A 19,127-nucleotide genomic window follows, 5' to 3' on the forward strand; every position below is an offset into this window, starting at 1 on the left:
ATGACGTCGACCGGCTTGGTGATCGTCCTCGCCGTCGCGGCGGGGGTCAGTCTGGTCCGTGGACTGCTGCCCCGGCTGCCCCTGCCGGGACCGCTGCTCGAGTTGCTCTGCGGGCTGATGCTCGGTCCGACCGTGTTCGGTCTCGTTCCGGTGGACCCCCTGCTGTCGGCAGTTTCGGTGCTGGGGATGTCGTTCGTGCTGTTCCTCGCCGGCTACGAGCTGGACGTCCGCGGGCTGGTGGGCCCGGGTGAGCGACCGGCTCGAACGGGGCTCGTCATCTCCCTCGTCCTCGCGCCGATCGCCACGGGTGTGCTCTGGCTGATCGGTTGGGATCTGCGCGCCGCCGGCCTGGTGGCGTGTGCGCTGCTGGCGACGTCGGTCGGACTGGTCGGCCCGCTGCTGCGTGACTCCGGTCTGGCGACGCACCGGGTCGGCCGGCTGACCCTGGCGGGAGCGGCGCTCGGGGAGATCGCGGCGATCGTGGCGATCTCGGTCGGCTTCGGCGCGGCCCGGACACCGCTGGCCTCGCTGGCGCTGCTCGGGGTGATCCTCGCGCTCGGTGCGCTCACGGCATGGGTGTTCGCGTTCGTCGCGCGTAGTCCTCGGATCCGGGCTGCGGTGCTCGCCCAGGCAGACGGCGGAGGTCAGGCCAGGGTCCGGCTGGCCGTTCTCGCGGTGGCCGGATTCGCTCTGCTCGCCTCGACCCTCGGTCTGGAAGCCGTGCTTGGTGCCTTCCTGGCGGGCGGCCTGGCGCGGCTGGTGGACCCCGATCCGGAGACCACTCACCCGGGCTTCCTGATCAAGCTCGACGCGCTCGGCTTCGGTCTGTTGATCCCGGTGTTCTTCGTCACCAGCGGGCTGCGCCTCGATCTGAGACCGGTTCTCGCGGATCCGCGTGCCGTGCTGGTCGTGCCGGTTCTGTTGATCCTCCTGCTGGCAGTCCGTGGCACCGCCGCGCTGGCCTACCGCCCGGTTCTGCCCGCGCGTGACGTCCTCACCGCCGGGCTGCTGCTCGCGACGTCGCTGCCGTTCCTGCTCGTCGCCGCCGAGATCGGGGAGTCGAGCCAGTTCCTGGACCATGCCCAGGCCGGCGCGCTCGCGCTGACCGGCGTGTTGTCGGTGGTCGTGCTGCCGACGGTCGCCGTCGGTCTCGGCCGCCGGTCATTCGCGGCGGGCGTCCCATGAGGACGTACGGCTTCGCTATGGTGCCGCTGTGGCCGCTCTGCCTGCCGACGAGGCACTGCTCGCCGGGCTGCTGGCCGGGGACGAGCAGACCTTCGCCACCGTCGTCCGGGCCTGGTCCCCGGCCATGCTGCGGGTCGCTCGTTATCACGTCGGATCCGGTGCGGTCGCCGAGGAAGTCGTCCAGGAGACCTGGCTGGCGGTCGTGACACATCTCGCCGGCTTCGAGGGCCGGGCCGCGCTGAAGACCTGGGTGCTGCGGATCTGTGCCAACGTGGCGCGACGTTCGGGTGCACGCGAGGGCCGCAGCGTCCCGATCGGTGCGCCGACCGACGGGCCGACGGTCGACCCGGGCCGATTCCGGGGGCCGGAGGACCCCTATCCGGGGCACTGGAAGCCCGGCGCCGAACCGGCCGACTGGGGACCGGAGAGTCACGCGCTGAGCGAGGAGGCCCGCCGGACGCTCGCAGCGGCGATCCAAGCCTTGCCCGACCGCTACGCCCACGTGATCGCGCTGCGCGACATCCACGAAGTGCCGACCGATGAGGTCGCCGAGTTGTTGGGCACCACGACGGGTAATGTCCGCGTGCTCGTGCACCGGGCGCGGGCGATGCTGCGGGAACGACTGGCCGACTATTACACGGCGGAAGGGAGCACGGCATGAACGGTGTCGACGTCCCCTGCGCCGAGATCGTGGAGCTGGTCACGGACTATTTCGAGGGAGCGCTCCCGGCGGAGAAGACCCGGCTGTTCGAGGAGCACCTCGCCGCATGCGGGAAGTGCGGGCGTTACGTCGAGCAGATCCGGGCGACGTCGGAGGCGCTGGGCACGGTCTCGGACGAGACTCTCTCCGACGACGCCTGGACAGAGCTGCGCAACGCCTTCCGGGGACTCGGGCGCCGCTCCGGGAGCTGACCCGGCCGAGACGGTCCGCCGGCGCTCAGCCCTGGTCGGCCAGCGTGGCGGCGACGGCCTGGCGGGCCATGGCGACCATCCCGGGGTGGGTGTCCAGGTAGTAGGGCAGCGCCTCCAGGCCCTGCGCCAGCGCCCAAGCCCGGCCGCGCGCCCAGGTGTCGTCATCCACGGCGAGCAACGCCCGGAAGGCGCCCCGATCCTCGGAAGTGACGACATGGAAGGCCGCCATGACGTCGCCGGCCGGATCCCCGACGGCCAGGCCGCCGAAGTCGATCACACCGCTGAGCCGGCCGCCGGCGGTGAGCAGGTTGCCGCCGTACAGGTCCCGGTGCACCCAGACGCCGGGCGCCGACCATGCGGGCGCGTCCCGTGCCGCGTGCCAGACGGCGCGGGCTCGGCGCTGGTCGACCAGGCCCGGGTCCACTCGCGCGGCCGGGCCGAGCGCTCGCTCGAAGACGGCGTCGTACGCGCTGAGCGGGCCGGCCCGCCGACCCGGCGGGACCGGTGGGCCGCCGGTCGGGTCGGCCGCGCGCAGCGCCCGGACGAACTCCGCCAGCCGCGGTACGTCCTCGGTTCGCAGCCCGCCCGGCGCCACCGGGGCACCGGGCAGCCAGCGGCAGACCGCCCAGGGGAACGGGTAGTCCGAGGTCGGCTCGCCGTCGACGACCGGCAGCGGCACGCCGAGCGGCAGTCTCGGAGCCAGCGTGGCCAGCCAGCGGCGCTCGACCAGCAGCCCGTCCACGGCCGCGGCCTTGCGCGGGAGCCGGACCACCAGGTCGCCGCCGAGGATGAACATCAGATTGTCGGTGCCCTGGGCCGGCGCGGGCCGGAGGTCGCGCCCGGCCAGGTCGGGGGCCTGGCCCCGCAGCAGCCGCCGGACCAGTTCGAGGTCGATCGGCACCTCGTCGTCGTGCAGTCGCATCGCATCGACTCTCGCACACGCCTCGGTGATTGCTACCACGGTCGGCGATCGGGCCCGCTCGCCGGGTGATCGGGCGGCGCACAGCGTGACACCGCGACACACAGTCCGCGAACGGATGCGTGCCCGCGCGGCCGAGGAGGAAGCGATACCGGCTCGGTGGCGCTGAGCGTCTGACCACCCGGCAGCCGCAGCACTACGCTGCTGCGGTGGCGGGCGAACGGTTCAAGGCGGCGGTCGCGGTCTACGGGCTGCTGCGTCGCGGCGACCGGGTGCTGCTGCTGCGCCGGGCGGGCTCCGGCTTCCACGACGGGGAGCTCGCGCTGCCGGCCGGGCACGTGGACGCCGGCGAGAGCGCGCTGGCCGCGATCGTCCGGGAGCTGGCCGAGGAGCTCGGGGTGGACGTACGTCCGCGGGACTGCAGGTTGGCGCTGACCGGTCACGCCGGGCCGGAACGGCCGGGCGACGATACCTACGTCGACCTGTACTTCACCGTGGACCGGTGGGCCGGCGAGCCGCGGATCGGCGAGCCGGACAAGGCCGTCGAGCTGGTCTGGGCGCCGGTCGGGGAGCTGCCCGCGGACACCGTCGGGTTCATGGCGGAGGCGATCGGGACGATCGCCGCCGGCGGGCAGGACCGGCTCAGGCTGTGGAACTGGCCCGATGAGTCGCGCTGACCGGCTGAGCCGGCGCGCGGTGCTGCTGACCGCGGCGGGAGCGGTCGCGGCCGGTTGCGGCCCAACGTCGAGAGATCGCCCAGCGCCGAGAGATCGCGCGGCGCCGGGTTCGCCGGGCGCGACCGTCGCCGACGAACAGGCTCCCGCCGAATCGTCGGCTTCGCCGGAGCCCGGACCGGCCATGCCTACGTCGGCTTCGGCCGGAGTCGGCCCGACGACGGCCACGCCACGTGCACGGCCGCGTGTAACGCCGGCGCGACTGAGCCTGGCCGGCGACCGCCGCCGGGCGATGGCGTTCGCGGCGCTGACTGAGCCGGACGAGATCACGGTCGAGGGCCGGGTCGGCGCGACCCAGGCCTGGTCGACCTCCAAGGTGCTGATCGTGGCCGCGTTCCTGGACGGCGTCGCCGGCGGCGATCCGGACGCCATCACCGCGCGGAACCGGCAGCTGATCACGAAGGCGCTGACCGCCTCAGACGGCGAGGCGGTGAACGCACTGCGCGACCAGATCCCGGGCCGGCCGGGACCGGCGATGACCCGAGTGCTGCGGGCGATCGGCGACAGGACGACCAGCCCGCCCGACACGTACCAGGGACTGATGCGCTGGAGCATTCTCGAGCAGGTCCGGTTCATGGCCGCGATGGCGCACGGCCGAGTCGTCTCCCGCGCCGCGAGTTCCTTTCTGCGCAAGGCGATGCGGCCGATCCCGGCGCACGCCTGGGGCCTGGGCCGGATCGGCGCGAGTGCGTACAAGGGCGGTTGGCTGCGGGCGGACACCGCGACTCGGCAGCTGGGGCTCGTCGACGGCTACGCCGTCGCGATCATCACCACCGCCGGCCCCGCCCGCCGGCAGACCGACGGCGACTCCGCTCACGTACAGGCGATGGACCGGTTGGCCGCGTTGCTCGCCGAGCGGCTCGCGTTCGAGCGCTCTCGCTGAGCGACCGGACTCGGGAACCGGGGTTCAGGGAACCGGCCGGAATCCCGCTGCCTCGGCGGCGGCGAGACACGTCTCGGCCGAACGGATGCCGTCGGACGTACCCAAGCTCTGCACGCACGCTGCTGCCGCGGACACGGCCAAGCGAAGCACCCGCTCCATCGGCCAGCCCTCGTGCAGGCCGAGGATCACCCCGGACGCGAACGCGTCGCCGGCGCCGAGCGTGCTGACCACCTGCTCCGGCGCCAGCCGGACCGAGCCGTGCCGCCAGGACCGGCCGTCGGCGGTCACGGCGACCCCACCGGCGGGGAAGTGGATGACGGCGACCCGGCGTACGCCGAGGGCCAGCAGCTTCCGCGCGAGATCTTCCATCGCCGGCCAGTCCACGTCGTCGCCGGCCGGGATCTCGGCCCCCGTCATCGCCGCGGCCTCGACCTCGTTGATCACGATGCTGTCCAGCCGGGGAAGGCAGGACAGAGCCACCTCGCGCAACCGATCCGCCTGCAGGGACACCAGCTCGAGGTTGGTCTGCAGACCGGCCGAGCGGGCCGCGTCGAGCAGCCGCGCCCACCGGTTGCCACCGTCCGGCAGCGGCGCATCCATCGTCTCGTGCAGGCCGGGTGCGCCCACGTGGAAGATCCGCTCGGTCGTCGCCGAAAGGTCCAGCGTCGACAGGTCCATCGCGTCGTTCACGCCGGCGTGGTGGAAGAACGTCCGGCGGCCACCGATCTTCTCCACCATCACGTCGGTGAAGGCGGTCCGGCCGCCGGGGACCCGGGTCAGCCGAGCGACGTCGATCCCCAGCCGCCGACACTCCTCGACCACCAGGTCGCCGTGCTCGTCATCGCCGATCACGCCGGCCAGGGCGACCGGAAACTCGGCGCCCAGCCGGCGCAGATCGACCGCCAGGTTGAGACCTGGGCCACCCGAGCTGATCGAGACGCTCTCGATCCGGGCCACGTGATCACGCGCGGGATAGCTGTCGATCACCTTCGACACGTCCACCATCACCGAGCCGGCGCAGAGCACCCCGGCGCGGTCGGGGCTGCGGTGGCTCATTCGGTCAGCAGCGCGGGTTCGGTCACCTGCAGGTCCTCGGTCAGGCTCCGCTTCGGCGTCCTGCCGGCCCGGTCGAGCGCCTCGTGGTAGGCCTTGACCCCGTCGGCCGGCGACAGCTCGCCGCGCAGCACCGGTCGCATCAGCCGGACCAGGTCGAGCTGGGACTCGGCCCGCTGGATCTTGCGGCCGAAGAGGGCGATCCGGGCACCGCTCGCCTCGGCCCGGTGCAGCAGCTCGAACGTGTCGCGGACCGTGCCGCTCGAGCCGCCGAGGATCCCGACCACGAGCGACGGGTCGTGCTCGGTCAGCTCCGTGAGCGCGGCACTGCCGTTGTAGGCGACCTTGAGAAAGAGCGGACGCTCGGCCGCGGTGACGCCCGCGAGCGTCCGCACGATGCTGTCGTTGACGAACGCACCGACGTGCTCGGGGGCCAAGCGCTGCGCCGCGTTCGGGTTGAACACCTCCAGGAAGTGGCGGATGCCGGCCGCTGCCGCGTCGCCGCGGAACCGGGCGTACGCCTCCGCGGTGGCGAGGTCGCGGTCGAGGTCGGCGTTGAACGTGGCCGAGTAGAGGACCAGATCGCAGAACGGACGGATCGCGGCCAGGTTCGCGGTCCGGAACGGCCGGGACGGGTGGGTCGGATAGTCGGCGAACCGGCTGTTCCAGATGTCGGTGGTGTCGTTGCCGCGGACCGCCAGCGTGGCCTGATCGCCGATCGAGCCAGCCATCGCCAGCCGCTCACCGTTGGCGGCCGAGGTCAGCATGATGTCGACCGCTCCGGCGGCGAGCAGCGCCCGCATGGCGTCGAGATAGCTCTCCCGGGTGCCGTACTGACCCGGGCCGGCGAGCCCGGACGGGTCGTCGACCAGCGGCCCGGCCGAGGTGATCCCGAAGGCCATGTCGCCGTCCTTCGCGTCGGCGATCACGAAGTCGTCGGGGGTGTACGTCCCCGCCAGGATGCTCGCCAGCTTGCGATCGAGGCTGCGGGTGGGTGCGGCGGCGTCGCTGGTCGTCACTGTCCTGCCTTGTCGTCTCGGGTCTGGTGCTGGAGGCACGTGGTTCGTGCAGCCTCCCTGATTCTGTCCCTCCGGTCAGCCTAGGGGGCCCGGATCGGCGGTCGAACCGGCACTGGAGGGAGAAAATCAGGGCTGGGCGAATCAGGGCAGGGGCGAATCAGGGCCGGGGCGAATCAGGGCCGGGGGCCGACCTGTCGGGCCAGGCTGCCGATGATCAACTCGAGCTGTCGCTCGAACGATCGCCGGGAGCGGTCCCGCTCGGGGTCGGGCGCGCCCGCCAGGGCCCGGGTCAGCGCGGTGTCCCGGCCGTCCGCGGTCCACACCTCGGCCGGCGCCGCCAGGTCGAGCGCCGCCCCGAGGCAGAGGGTGTCCAGCATGGTGATCGCGACCAGCAGGTCGTCGCCCGACAGCCCGGCCTGGTCCTCCAGGATCGCGGCCAGCCGGTCGTACTGCGCGAGCGTGTCGGGGTTGCCGACGGTCTGGCCGACCAGCATCGGGATCGCCGCGGGGTGCGCGGCGAAGCCGTCTCGATAGGCGGTCGCCCAGCGACGGACCGCCTCCTGCCAGTCCGCCGCCGGCTCGGCCGCGGCCAGCGGCCGGGTGAGCAGGCCACGGATCCCCTCGACGATGTCCGCGCGGCCGTCGACGTGGTGATACAGCGAGGACACGCTGACCCCCAGCTTGTGCGCCAGCTCGGGCACGGTGAACCGGCCGTCGCGATCGACCAGCTCCAGCGCCGCGGCCGCGATCAGCTCCCGGGACAGAATCGGCCGGTGCGGCCGTGCCATCAGGCGGCCGCCCGGTGGACGATCGAGCCCTCGACCACGGTCAGTCGCACCGGCGAGTCGGCGAACTCGTCCGGCGGCGCAGAGAGCGGGTCCAGCCCGAAGGCGCTCAGATCGGCGCGGAGGCCCTCGGCGATCCGACCGGAGACCGACTCCAGCCCGGCCGCGGCCGCGGCATGGGTGGTGTAGCCCTCCAGTGCCATTCGCGCGGTCAGCGCCTGATCGGGCAGCACCCGCTCGACCTCGGGCTGCCCGTGCGGGCGGCGGAGCTGGGCGTCGGCGATCACCGCGCGGGCATCGAACGGCGCCACCGGCCAGTCGGAGCCGAGCGCCAGTCGCGCGCCCGCGGCCCGCAGGTCGCGGGTCCGGAACGCCCGGTTCGCCCGCTCGGTGCCCAGCCGGTGCGACCAGTTGTCGCTGTGATCGGCCTTGGTGTAGAGGGTGCAGTGGGTGGGCTGCATGCTCGCGGTCACGTTCTGCTCGCGAAACCGCGCGATCAGCTCAGTCGGCACCGTCTCGATGTGCTCGATCCGGTGCGGGACCCGGGTCGGCGCCGCCGGCAGCTCCCGCAGGGCATCGAGGACGTACCGGATCCCGGCGTCCCCGATCGCGTGGGTTGCGGTCGGCACCCCGGCGGCGGCGAGCCGCCGGATCGCCTCGGTGTACGCCCGCGGTTCGGGCCAGAACGGGGCGGTCGACTCGCCGAACCGGTCCGGCTGCTCCAGCCAGGCGGTGCCGCCGTCGATCGTCCCGTCGATCATGAACTTGACCCCCTCGACCTGCCAGCGCCGGCCGCGCAGTCGCTGCTGGTCGAGCAGGTGGTCCAGCTCGGCGCGACCGGCGCCGGGCATGCACATCGGTGCGAACCGGAGCCGGATCGGCAGATCGGCCTCCTCGGCCAGCCCGGCGACCAGCGGCTCGGCGTCGCCGTCGAAGTCCATCGCGTTGCCGGCGGTGATGCCGGTGGCGGCCATGCCCCGCAACAGCGCGAGCAGCCGGCTCCGGCGCTCGGGCAGCGACTCGGTCGGGACGACGGCCCGGACGAGCTCGTACGCCGGCAGCTCCACCAGGTGCCCGGTCGGGGTTCCGTCGTCGGCGCAGACGACCTCCGCCGCGCCGTCGAACGCGCGGGCGCCGGTGATGCCGGCCAGCCGCAGGGCTGCCGGGCTGGCGATCGCGGAGTGCGCGTCGAACAGCACGACCAGCGCAGGTACGTCGCCGAGGGCCTCGACCAGCGGCGCGTGGGTGATCGCGGTCGAGCCGAACGCGTTCGGGTCGAGACCCCAGCCGAGGATCCAGCCACCGGGTCCGGTGCCGCGCTCGCGCAGCTCGGAGATCAACTGCGGCACCGATCGGACGTGGCTGAGCTCCACCCCGCGGGCCAGGTCCAGCCCGAGGACGGGATGGATGTGGCCGTCGACCAGCCCGGGAGTCACGGTGGCGTCGCCCAGGTCGATCACCTCGGTGCCGGCGCCGCGCCAGGTCCTGGCCGACGTGCGGTCTCCGACGCCGACGATCACGCCGTCCTTGATCGCGACCGCCTCGGCGCTGGGCCGGGCCGGGTCCATGGTGTGCATCCGGTCGGCCTGCACGATCAGGTCGGCGGCGCTCATCGTGCGGCCCCCGGCTGCGGTGCGGTCTCGGCCGACGACTCGACCGCTTCGTCGGTGGGCTCGGCCGGCGGCACGTGCCCGTCCTCGGGGTGCACGCCACCGATGCCGGCGTACACCGCGGGCCGTCGGTTCTTCAGCACGCCGGCGGCGACGATCCCGATCAGCAGGGTCACCGGGACGATGCCGACCAAGATCACGTTGGTGATCCCGGCGGCGTTGGTGAGCAGGCCGATGTGGGAGACCAGCAGCACGACCGCGAGGGTCAGGAGCACGGTGGCCAGCAGGGCGCAGACAACGGCGACGCGGGCTCGCACGGTGTGCCGGCGCCGGACGAAGTAGGCGACGACGGCGGCCGAGGTGATCGCCTGCAGGGTGATGATGCCGACGACGCCGGGCGTGTTCACCTTGAGCAGCAGGTCCGTGTAAGGGTCGAGACCGAGCACCGCGACAACGCCGACGATGATCACCGCGAGCGCGCTCTGCACCGCGCCGGCGAACGAGGGGGAGCCGTAGCGCGGATGGGTGTGCGCCAGCCTGGCCGGCAGCAGGCCGTCCCGGGCCAGCGTGAAGGTGTAGCGGTTGATCGCGTTGTGGAAGGCGATCTGAGAGGCGAAGACGCTGGTCATGATCAGGACGTACATCACGTCCTTGGCCCAGTCGCCGACGTAGGTCTGGATGGCGACGAAGAACAGCGTGGCCGGGTCGTTGTTCGCGGCCTCGACCACGGCGGTGTTGCCGTAGGCCTGGATGACCGCCCAGACCACCAGGCAATAGAACAGGGCCATGAAGATCACCGCGCCGTACGTCGCCCGCGGGATCGTCCGGCCGGGCTCACGGGCCTCGGGCCGATAGAGCGCGGTCGACTCGAACCCCATGAACGCCGCGAACGCGAACGCCAGCACACCGAACATGCCGGGGGCGAAGACCGCGGACGGGGTGAAGGACGCGCCGCTCAGACCGTTCGCACCGCCCTGGACGATCACCGCCACCACAAGCAGGGCCAGGATCGCCGTCTCCGCGATCAGCAGCACGCCGAGGATCCGGGCGCCGACGTCGATGCCGCGCCGGCCGATCGCCCAGACCCCCGCGATCGCGACGAAGACGAACAGCCACCACGGCAGCTGGATGCCGGCCAGCGTGGCGACCGCGTCGGACACCTGCTGCCCGAGCAGGCCGTAGACACCGATCTGCAGGGCGTTGTAGGCCACCACGGCCAGGATGCCGGCACCCATCCCGAGCCGCCGGCCCAGGCCGAGGGTGATGTAGGAGTAGAACGCTCCGGCGCCGCCGGTGTGCTTGGTCATCGCCATGAAGCCGACTGCGAAGAGCGCCAGCACGGCGCCGGCGGCGAGGTAGCCGACCGGCGCGCCGATGCCGCCGATCATGATCGCCACCGGGGCGACGCCCGCCATCACGGTGAGCGGCGCGGCGGCGGCGATCACCAGGAAGGCGATGCTGGTCGCGCCGAGGGCGTCGGTCTTGAGGTGTTCGGTGGCGCCGGGCGGCGCGTCGGGTGCGGCGACGGTCATCGGGTCACATTCTCTCGGTGGGGTGGCGGGCTCGACATTAACCGAAACAGATTCGGTTTCGGTAATGATGCGGGACCGATCCCGCAGCTGTCAAGGCCCACCCGCCGATCCCACGCGCCTCCCGGAAACTGTGCGGTTGTTGCAACGGCGACCGGCGTGTCGCTGCGAGAGCTGCACAGTTTCCGAGGTGGGCCGGGGGTCACGGGGAGGGAGTGCCGGCCCCGGCCGCCGGCTCCCGTCCGGAGGCGGGAGCCGGTGCAGCTCAGGCGGTCCGGGTGGCGGCCCGGCCGAGCACCCGGGTGAGGCTGGCCAGCAGCGGCGGTACGTCGTCGGCCGGCACGAACGCCTGGACGACGGTGATCGCGCTGGGGTTCGCGTCGGCGAGCTCCAGCGCCCGACCGAGCTCGCCGACGGTGCCGGCCCGGGCGGTGATCACGCCGGTGCCCCCGAGCGCTGCGGGCAACCGGGTCCAGTCCCAGTGGGCGATGTCGTTGTACGGCTCGTTCGGCCCGTGGATGGCCCGCTCGACGGTGTAGCCGTCGTTGTCGACCACGACGATCAACGCCGGCAGCTGCACCGCCATGATCGTCGACAGCTCCTGCGCGGTGAGCTGGGCGGCGCCGTCACCGATCAGCAGCACACCGCGCCGTCCGGTCTGGGCCGTACACGCGCCCAGCAGGGCCGGCAGGGTGTAGCCGATCGAGGCCCACAGCGGCTGGCCGACGAAGGTGACCCCCTCCGGCAGACGGCGTGGTGCCATCCCGTAGAACGCTGTGCCCTGGTCGGCCAGCACGATGTCGCCGTCGCCAAGGTGCCGGCGCACGCTCTCCCAGAGCGTCTCCTGGTCCAGCGGTGCGTCGCCGCGCAGCGGGACGGCCGGCTCGCGATCGGCGAGCTGCAGGACCGGCTTGTTCGCCGGGGTGATCGCCCCGATTAGGTCGGAGAGCGCGGCGAGGGCGGTCGGCAGCTCGATCGGCGCATACGTCGCCGCGCCGACCGACGCCGTCCGCGCGTTCACCTCGACCGTGCGCGAGCGGGTGATCTGCTGGGTGAACAGGCCGCTGTTCAGATCGGTGAACTGGACGCCGGCCATGATCAGGCACGCGGAGTGCTCGATCAGACGCCGGGTGGTCTCGTCACTGCTCTCCCCGGTGTAGATGCCGAGGAAGCCCGGCGTGCTCTCCTCGACCAGGCTCTTGCCCCAGACCGTGGTGGCGAACGGCAGCCGGCCGTGCTCGATCAGCGCGGTGAGCTCCTTGGTCGCGCCGAGCCGGTGCACCATCAGCCCGCCGAGCAGCGCGACGTCGGAGCCGGCCGCCCGGAGGACCCGCTCGGCGTCCATCAGGAAGCCGGCCAGCGCCTCCGGATCGGTGGTGTCGGTGCGGGCCGGCAGCTGCCGCGCCGGCCGCCGGACGGGAGCCTGGGCCACGTCGGACGGCAGCAGCAGATAGCCGGGCAGGTGCGCGTCGCGGACGGCCAGCAGCACCCGGTCGATCTCGGCCGCCGCTGTCTCCGCGGTCAGCGCCGCCCGGGCGCAGGTGATCTCGGCGTGCATGTCCATGAAGTGGGCGAACCGGCCGTCGCCCAGCGTGTGATGCACGGGACGCGCCTCGCGCTGCGCGACCGTTGCCGGCGCGCCGACGATGTGCACCACGGGCACATGCTCGGCGTAGCTGCCGGCGATGGCGTTGATCGCGCTGAGCTCACCCACTCCGAAGGTGGTGCAGACCGCGGCGATCCCGCGCAGCCGGCCGTAGCCGTCGGCGGCATAGCCGGCGTTCAGCTCATTGGTGCAGCCGGTCCAGGTCAGGTGGCCGTTGCCGACCACGTGGTCCAGCAGGCCGAGGGTGTAGTCGCCCGGTACGCCGAAGATCCGGTCCAGGCCGAGCTCGACCAGTCGGTCGAGGAGGTAGTCGGCGACGACGTACGTCGATTCGTCGCGGGTCGTGATGTCCATCGAGATGCCCTTCGTGATTCGTGTGCTGCCATCGTCGCCCGCGACCCGACGACGGCAGCGGCCGATCGGCCGAACCACCGGTCGATCCGCCCGTCCCCCGATCGGAGGACGGGCGGATCGCCGCCGCTCGCGGAATCGGCTACTTCGGGACCGAGAAGTAGCTCACCGTGTCGTCGTCGTAGTTGGGGACGTACGCGACGCCGCGGGTCTTGTCCAGCGCCATGCCCTCCGGCTGGGAGCCGGTCTTGACCCGCCACGCCACCTTGTAGGTCTTGGTGTTGATCGCCGCGACCGCGCTGACGTCGCCCTGAGCGTTCTGGACGGAGTTCTCCACGAACGCGTACTTCCCGGACGCGTTCAGCACGACGTCGTTCGGGACGATGAATCCGGGGAAGATCTTCGGCGCGGTGATGAACTTGGCCGACTTCCCGCTCTTCGCGCTGATCACCGAGACCCCGGCCAGGCCCGTGATCCAGACCTTCTTGCCACCCGGCGCGAACGCGAGCGCGGTGATCGGACCGGCCTTGGTGGGCTTCCACGTCTTGGTGATCTTGCCGGTCTTGGTGCTGACCTGGAAGATCTTGCCGTCCACGTCACCGCCGACCCAGACGCTCTTGGCGCCGGGTGCGACGACCACCGCGCCAGGGGACTGGGGAAGCTTGGTGCGCGCCACCACCTTGCCCGTGCTGGTCTGGATGGCCACCAGCTCGTTCCTGGCTCCCGAGCCCTGCGGACCGGCGTGAGCAGCGGTGATGACGTACGCCCGCTGCCCGGCCGAGGTGTTGGCCTTGACCACCCCGATCGCGCCGTAGCCGACCGGGATCTGCTTCGCCACCTTGTAGGTCTCGGTGTCGATCACGGTGAGGTTCTTCATGGCGTTGTCGGTGATGTAGCCCTGGGTATTGCTCCGCATCAGGGCGATGTCGTTCTGGTACTGGTTGTTGCCGGTGCCGAACTCGGTGAGCTCGCGGTGGGTGAGCAGGCTGACCACCGACACGCTGCCGTCGTTGACCACGAAGGCCTTGCCGAGGCTCTGCGAGACGGCGACGGCGTATGGATTGCTGCCGACTCCGACGGTATGGACGGCTGGTGCCTTGGCCGCCGCGGCGGCGGTCGGCATGGCGGGAGCGGCCGATGCGGTCCCGGTCACGGCGACGGACAGGGCGATCGCCCCGGCGGCCGCGCTCGCGACGATCCGGCGGTGGACGGACATGAGGTGCCTTTCTGCTGGTCGAATGTGGCTCGCCGCAGACTCTGCCGGTCAGCACTCCAATTCCGGTTGAACCGAGCTTCAATTCCGAAACCCGCACCACTCTGCGACGGCGGGAAGGGCACACATACTGTTGCGCAGGTGACCAGCACCGACCTCGGCACCGACGCCGCCATCGAAGCCCGCATCGACGACCTGCTCGCCGCCATGACCCTGGCCGAGAAGGCCGGCCAGCTCACCCAGTACTTCTACTTCGGTGCGGCGGTGGACCGCGACCACGGCGACCTCGCCAGCGCTTCGGAGAACACCATCGGAGGGGTCGAGGGCGCACTCGCGCGTGGCGAAGCCGGCTCGCTGCTGTTCGTCACCAACCCGGCCGAGATCAACCGGTTGCAGCGGCTCACGCTGGAGGGCAACCGGCACGGTATTCCGGCCCTGTTCGGCTTCGACGTCATCCACGGACTGCGCACGATCCTGCCGGTCCCGATCGCGATGGCGGCGTCCTGGGACCCGGAGACCATCGAGCACGGTCAGGCGGTCGCCGCGCGCGAATCGCGGGCGGTCGGCATCCACTGGTCGTTCGCTCCGATGGTCGACATCGCCCGCGATCCGCGCTGGGGCCGGATCATCGAGGGCGCCGGTGAGGATCCCTATCTGGGTTCGGCTGTCGCCGCCGCCCAGGTCCGCGGCTTCCAGGGCGCCGGCCTCGGCACGCCGGAGCGGATCATCGCCGGTCCGAAGCACTTCGCGGGCTACGGCGCGGCGATCGGCGGCCGCGACTACGACGAGGTGAGCCTGTCCGACTACGACCTGTGGAACGTCTACCTGCCGCCGTTCAAGGCGGCGGTCGAGGCCGGCGCGGGCAACATCATGACCGCGTACATGGACCTGAACGGGATTCCCGCCTCCGGCAACCGCTGGCTGTTCGTCGACGTGCTGCGCAAGCTCTGGGGATTCGACGGCTTCGTGGTCAGCGACGCCAACGCGGTGCGCAACCTGATGACGCACGGATTCGCGGCGGACCTGACCGACGCCGGCGTCCGCGCGGTGGAGGTCGGCGTCGACCTGGAGATGGCGATGGCCGATCCCGCGTACGGCTACCTGCCGAAGGCGGTCGAGGACGGCCTGGTCGCCGAGGAGGCGATCGACGCCTGCGTCCGACGGGTGCTGCGGGCCAAGCTGCTGCTCGGCCTGTTCGACAACGCCTACGTCGACGAGGACCGGGCGGCCGAGGTGCTGTCCGATCCGGCCCATCGAGAGGTAGCCCGGGTGGCCGCCGAGCGCTCCGCGGTGTTGTTGCGCAACGAGGGCGGCCTGCTGCCGCTGCCGGCCGACATCGGCTCGATCGCGGTGCTCGGCCCGCTGGCCGACTCCAAGCGCGACACGCTCGGTCCGTGGTGCTTCGACTTCGACCTGGACGAGACGGTGACCGTGCTGGAGGGCCTGCGGCAGCGAGCCGGCGACGGTGTGCGGGTCGACTTCGCCCCGGGCATCCGGCCGGCGCAGCGGCACTTCGCGTCGATGTTCGACATGTTCCCCGGCAATGCGCCGGAGGATCCGGGCGAGTCGTTCGACGACTCGGCCGAACTGCAGCGAGCGGTCGAGCTGGCCACCGGAGCCGACGTCGCGGTCGTCGTGATCGGGGAGTGGCAGAACATGATCGGCGAGGCCGCGTCCCGCTCGTCGTTGGAGCTGCCCGGCCGGCAGCTGGAGCTGTTGCAGGCCGTCGTCGCCACCGGTACGCCGACCGTCGCCCTGGTCATGAACGGCCGGCCGCTCGACCTGCGCTGGGCGGCGCAGAACGTGCCGGCGATCCTCGACATCTGGTATCCCGGCAGCCGCGGCGGGAGCGCGGTCGCCAACCTGGTCTTCGGCGACGTGGCGCCCGGCGGGAAGCTGCCGTTCAGCTGGCCGCGCACCGTCGGCCAGGTGCCGATGATCTACACCTACACCATCTCGCACGAGCCGGCGAACCAGGCCAAGCGCTACTGGGACGAGGAGAGCACGCCGCTGTTCCTGTTCGGCTTCGGGCTCAGCTATGGCTCGATCGAGTACGCCGACCTGGCCCTGGACCGGACCACCGTCGGTGCCGAGGACTCCGCCACCGTCTCGGTGCAGGTCGCCAACACCGGTGACCGGTCAGCGGAGGAGGTCGTCCAGCTGTACCTGCACCAGCGGCACGGCACGGCCTCCCGGCCGGTTCGCGAGCTCAAGGGGTTCCGCCGGATCTCCCTCGAGGCGGGGGAGTCGCAGACGGTCGAGTTCGTCGTCGGCCCGGACGAGCGGCGCTACTGGAACGCCGCCGTCCGCGACTGGGTGCTCGACACTTCCACCTTCGACGTGTACGTCGGTGCCGACTCCGAGGCGTCGCTGACCGCCAGCTTCGAGGTCACCGGCTGAGCGCACCCGTGCGCTGAGCTTGTCGAAGGCATCCGTGCTCCGAGCTTGTCCAAGACAACGTGCCCTGAGCTTGTCGAAGGGCGGTTCCGCCGCTGATTCGCAGCTCAGTCGAGTTCAGCGGCGCAGCAGCGACTCCACCAGCTCCCGCAGCACCCGGAGCTGGCGGCGCATGTGGGTCGGGTCGCCGGTCGAGCGGCAGAGCAGGAACGCGCCCTCGAACGTGACGAAGAGGTGGTCGGCCAGCGCGGCCGGGTCGATCGTCGGGGCCGACTCGAGGGCCGCGTACGCCTCCCGGATCATCGCGGCGACGGCGTCGCGCCAGCCGACGACGGCCGCTGCGATCTGCTCGGCCGTGCCGACGTCGGCCAGCTGACGCTCGGTCAGCACGGCGAGATAGAGGCAGCTGGACTGCTCGGCCATCAGCGCGTCCGCCTCCTCCTCGAACAGCCGGACGAACGCGATCACCCGCTCGACCGGATCGTCGTGCTCGGCCTGCGCGGTGGCCAGGGCACGGTCCAGGTGGCCGAGGTCGGCGGCGACGTAGCGGTCCACCAGCGCGCGGGCCAGTGCGACCTTGGAGTCGAAGTGATGGAAGAACGCGCCCTTGGACGTGCCCGACTCCGCGATCACCCGCTCGACCGGCGTCGCGCTGAAGCCGTTCTCGATCACCAGCCGCTCGGCGACGGAGAGGATGCGTTCCCTGGTCGGGGCTCCGTCTCGTGGCACAAAACTCTTGTATCAGACTGAACGGTCTGATACAAACAGACTGAACGGTCTGGAACGATCCGTCGGCCGACCCGGCGACCGCCGGTGGGAGGGGAACCTGATGACGAATCCGACGCTGCCGCAACTCGACGGACGCCCGATGGTGACCGACGGCGGCCTGGAGACCGACCTGATCTTTCACCAGGGCGTGGACCTGCCCGAGTTCGCCGCCTTCCCACTGCTGGACAGCGATCGCGGTCGGTCCCTGCTCACCGACTACTACACCGGCTATGCCGAGATCGCCGCCGCCGCCGATGCCGGCCTGATGCTGGAGGCGCCGACCTGGCGGGCCAGTGCCGACTGGGGCGAGAAGCTGGGCTATGACCGGGACGGCATCCGGCGGGTGAACAGCGAGGCGATCGGCTACCTCCGCGAGCTCGGCCGGCGCTACGCCGGCTCGGTGAGCGACATCGTCGTCTGCGGGACGGTCGGCCCGCGCGGTGACGGCTATGCGGCCGGATCCCGGATGGATCCGGACCAGGCGGCCGACTACCACGGTTGGCAGCTCGCCGCGTTCGCCGAGGCGGGGGCTGAGTGCGCGGTGGCGTACACGCTGACCGATCAGGCCGAGGCGATCGGCATCGTCCGGGCGGCGCGAGCGGTCGGTCTGCCGATCGCCGTCTCGTTCACGGTGGAGACCGACGGACGGCTGCCCGACGGGATGCCGCTGGCGGCTGCCGTGGACGCGGTCGACGCGGCGTCCCCGCCGGACTACTTCCTGGTCAACTGCGCGCACCCCAGCCACCTCGAGCCGGCGCTCGACGCGCCGGGGGCGTGGCGGGCGCGGGTGAAAGGGCTGCGCTCGAACGCATCGCGACGCAGCCATGCCGAGCTGGACGAGGCCGAGCAGCTGGACGAGGGCGACCCGGCGAGCTTCGGCGCGGAGCATGCGGCGGTCCGCGGCGCGCTGCCCGAACTGACCGTGCTCGGCGGCTGCTGCGGCACCGACCGCCGCCACGTCGCGTCCCTGTGGGGAGTCGGGTGAAGGTGGGGAGGGGTGAAGAGCGTGCTGGGCGTGGGGGAGTGGGTGATCAGAGCCGATAGACCCGGCGCGCGTTCTCGCTCGTGATCATGCCGGTGATCCGCTCGGCGTCGGCCGGATCGAGCTCGCCGGCCGCTGTCAGCTCGCCGAGCACGAGGGCCAGCCCGCGGCGGAACAGGAACGAGCCCACGAGAAACAGCTCGGCGAGGCCGTACGCGTCGGTGGAGAACAGCACCTTGCCGAACGGTGCGACCTCCAGCAGCTCCCGGATGACGGTGGCCGAGAACGCACCGGTGTTGTGCACCGCGAGCCCGACGTCGCAGAACACGTGACCGTAGACCTGGCTCAGATAGCCCGCGGAGCGCTGGAACGGATAGCTGTGCAGCAGCAGGACGGCCGGGCCGAGCGCCTCGGTGGCGCGCAGAAAGGGGGTCAGCAGCAGCGGGTCGGCGCGATGCAGATCGAGGTCGGCGTCGCCGAGCCCGGTGTGCAGCTGCAGCGGCAGGCCGGCCTCGAGCGCCGTCCAGGCGAGCCAGCCGCTCACCACGGGATCCGCGAGGCGCCGGGTCCGCCCGGCGGCGCGGCACCGGCTCAGGGCGGCGACCAGAGCCGGCTCCGCTGGCTTGCGGTCGGGCAGGTCGAGGCCGACCCGGTAGGCCGCGATGCTCTTCGCGGCGACCGCCGTCGTGTCACGCAGGGTGCGCTCCACCTGGCCCGGCAGATCGACGACGTCCGTGCCGGCGGCGAGCAGGGACTCGACCAGCGTCTCCAGCCGCAGCACCTCGTACGTCCGCGCCCCGGCCAACCCGCTCAGCTGGTCGAGGTCGCACAGCCTCGGGTCCGCGATTCCGGTGTCAACGAGCAGGTGGGTCAGCCCGGCCTCGGCGAGCAGCCGCCGGCTGGCCTCCGGGCCGAGATCGCGCCGGCGATGCAGATACTCGTCCGGGTCCGCGTTCGGCGCCAGCCCGAGCACCGGCGCGCACCAGCGCCGGATCGCCAGCCCGAGCATCGAGTCGAACAGCGACGTCCCCGCCGCCGGTCCCGCCGCCTCGTTCAGCAGACCCTCGAACTCCGGGCGCTCCAGGGCGGCCAGCACGACCGGATGGCAGTGATGGTCGATCAGCTCCACGGCTCCTCCGGTGGTGTGCTCGCTGTTCACAGTGTCCGGGTTCATAGTGTGT

17 protein-coding genes are annotated in these 19,127 nt (G+C 71.9%); 7 read left to right on the forward strand and 10 right to left on the reverse strand.

Annotation, left to right across the window (positions count from 1 at the left end):
* From ABD747_RS09195 to ABD747_RS09205, 3 genes are read left to right on the forward strand one after another with little or no spacing between them, the layout of a single operon-like run.
* On the forward strand, window positions 1-1,185 hold the full coding sequence (locus ABD747_RS09195) for a cation:proton antiporter (RefSeq protein ID WP_344803653.1): 1,185 nt from the start codon (window positions 1-3) through the stop codon (window positions 1,183-1,185).
* A gap of 28 nt (window positions 1,186-1,213) precedes the next feature.
* Window positions 1,214-1,846, forward strand: coding sequence for an RNA polymerase sigma factor (locus tag ABD747_RS09200; RefSeq protein WP_344803655.1), 633 nt, complete (start codon window positions 1,214-1,216; stop codon window positions 1,844-1,846).
* On the forward strand, window positions 1,843-2,097 hold the full coding sequence (locus ABD747_RS09205; protein WP_344803657.1) for an anti-sigma factor family protein: 255 nt from the start codon (window positions 1,843-1,845) through the stop codon (window positions 2,095-2,097). Before ABD747_RS09200 ends, ABD747_RS09205 begins: the two co-directional genes overlap by 4 nt.
* Window positions 2,098-2,122: 25 nt before the next feature.
* On the opposite strand, the gene ABD747_RS09210 is transcribed toward ABD747_RS09205, so the two are convergent.
* Complete coding sequence (locus ABD747_RS09210; protein WP_344803659.1) at window positions 2,123-3,019, reverse strand: aminoglycoside phosphotransferase family protein; 897 nt, start codon at window positions 3,017-3,019, stop codon at window positions 2,123-2,125.
* 206 nt (window positions 3,020-3,225) lie between these two features.
* On the opposite strand from ABD747_RS09210, the gene ABD747_RS09215 reads away from it, so the two are divergent.
* Window positions 3,226-3,693, forward strand: a complete 468-nt coding sequence (locus ABD747_RS09215; protein ID WP_344803661.1) for an NUDIX domain-containing protein — start codon at window positions 3,226-3,228, stop codon at window positions 3,691-3,693.
* 289 nt (window positions 3,694-3,982) lie between these two features.
* Window positions 3,983-4,633 (forward strand): serine hydrolase, encoded by a 651-nt coding sequence (locus ABD747_RS09220; RefSeq protein WP_344803663.1) that lies wholly within the window; start codon window positions 3,983-3,985, stop codon window positions 4,631-4,633.
* Between the two features lie 24 nt (window positions 4,634-4,657).
* Here ABD747_RS09220 and ABD747_RS09225 read toward each other — a convergent pair whose 3' ends face one another.
* The 7 genes from ABD747_RS09225 to ABD747_RS09255 form a co-directional block, all read right to left on the reverse strand.
* Entirely contained in the window at window positions 4,658-5,689 is a 1,032-nt protein-coding gene (locus ABD747_RS09225; RefSeq protein WP_344803665.1) for a carbohydrate kinase family protein, read from the reverse strand.
* Window positions 5,686-6,705, reverse strand: a complete 1,020-nt coding sequence (locus tag ABD747_RS09230; RefSeq protein ID WP_344803667.1) for a hypothetical protein — start codon at window positions 6,703-6,705, stop codon at window positions 5,686-5,688. The genes ABD747_RS09225 and ABD747_RS09230 overlap by 4 nt, the downstream gene beginning before the upstream one ends.
* Before the next feature lie 173 nt (window positions 6,706-6,878).
* Window positions 6,879-7,493 carry a TetR/AcrR family transcriptional regulator gene (locus ABD747_RS09235; protein WP_344803669.1) on the reverse strand — a complete coding sequence of 205 codons (615 nt, stop codon included), beginning with the start codon at window positions 7,491-7,493 and terminating at the stop codon, window positions 6,879-6,881.
* Complete coding sequence (locus ABD747_RS09240; protein WP_344803671.1) at window positions 7,493-9,103, reverse strand: amidohydrolase; 1,611 nt, start codon at window positions 9,101-9,103, stop codon at window positions 7,493-7,495. The genes ABD747_RS09235 and ABD747_RS09240 overlap by 1 nt, the downstream gene beginning before the upstream one ends.
* Complete coding sequence (locus ABD747_RS09245) at window positions 9,100-10,632, reverse strand: APC family permease (RefSeq protein ID WP_344803673.1); 1,533 nt, start codon at window positions 10,630-10,632, stop codon at window positions 9,100-9,102. The genes ABD747_RS09240 and ABD747_RS09245 overlap by 4 nt, the downstream gene beginning before the upstream one ends.
* A 262-nt stretch (window positions 10,633-10,894) precedes the next feature.
* Window positions 10,895-12,589 (reverse strand): alpha-keto acid decarboxylase family protein, encoded by a 1,695-nt coding sequence (locus tag ABD747_RS09250; protein WP_344803675.1) that lies wholly within the window; start codon window positions 12,587-12,589, stop codon window positions 10,895-10,897.
* A gap of 139 nt (window positions 12,590-12,728) precedes the next feature.
* Window positions 12,729-13,802 (reverse strand): YncE family protein, encoded by a 1,074-nt coding sequence (locus ABD747_RS09255; protein WP_344803677.1) that lies wholly within the window; start codon window positions 13,800-13,802, stop codon window positions 12,729-12,731.
* Window positions 13,803-13,940: 138 nt separating this feature from the next.
* Here ABD747_RS09255 and ABD747_RS09260 point away from each other — a divergent pair, with 138 nt between their 5' ends.
* Entirely contained in the window at window positions 13,941-16,199 is a 2,259-nt protein-coding gene (locus ABD747_RS09260; RefSeq protein WP_344803679.1) for a glycoside hydrolase family 3 N-terminal domain-containing protein, read from the forward strand.
* A gap of 114 nt (window positions 16,200-16,313) precedes the next feature.
* On the opposite strand, the gene ABD747_RS09265 is transcribed toward ABD747_RS09260, so the two are convergent.
* Entirely contained in the window at window positions 16,314-16,925 is a 612-nt protein-coding gene (locus ABD747_RS09265; RefSeq protein WP_344803681.1) for a TetR/AcrR family transcriptional regulator, read from the reverse strand.
* 100 nt (window positions 16,926-17,025) lie between these two features.
* On the opposite strand from ABD747_RS09265, the gene ABD747_RS09270 reads away from it, so the two are divergent.
* Complete coding sequence (locus ABD747_RS09270) at window positions 17,026-17,949, forward strand: homocysteine S-methyltransferase family protein (RefSeq protein ID WP_344803683.1); 924 nt, start codon at window positions 17,026-17,028, stop codon at window positions 17,947-17,949.
* A 46-nt stretch (window positions 17,950-17,995) separates the two neighbouring features.
* Here ABD747_RS09270 and ABD747_RS09275 read toward each other — a convergent pair whose 3' ends face one another.
* Window positions 17,996-19,120 (reverse strand): amidohydrolase family protein, encoded by a 1,125-nt coding sequence (locus tag ABD747_RS09275; RefSeq protein ID WP_344803685.1) that lies wholly within the window; start codon window positions 19,118-19,120, stop codon window positions 17,996-17,998.
* Window positions 19,121-19,127 lie beyond the last annotated feature (7 nt).

The organism is Microlunatus ginsengisoli (genome assembly GCF_039537205.1).
Taxonomy (GTDB): domain Bacteria; phylum Actinomycetota; class Actinomycetes; order Propionibacteriales; family Propionibacteriaceae; genus Microlunatus; species Microlunatus ginsengisoli.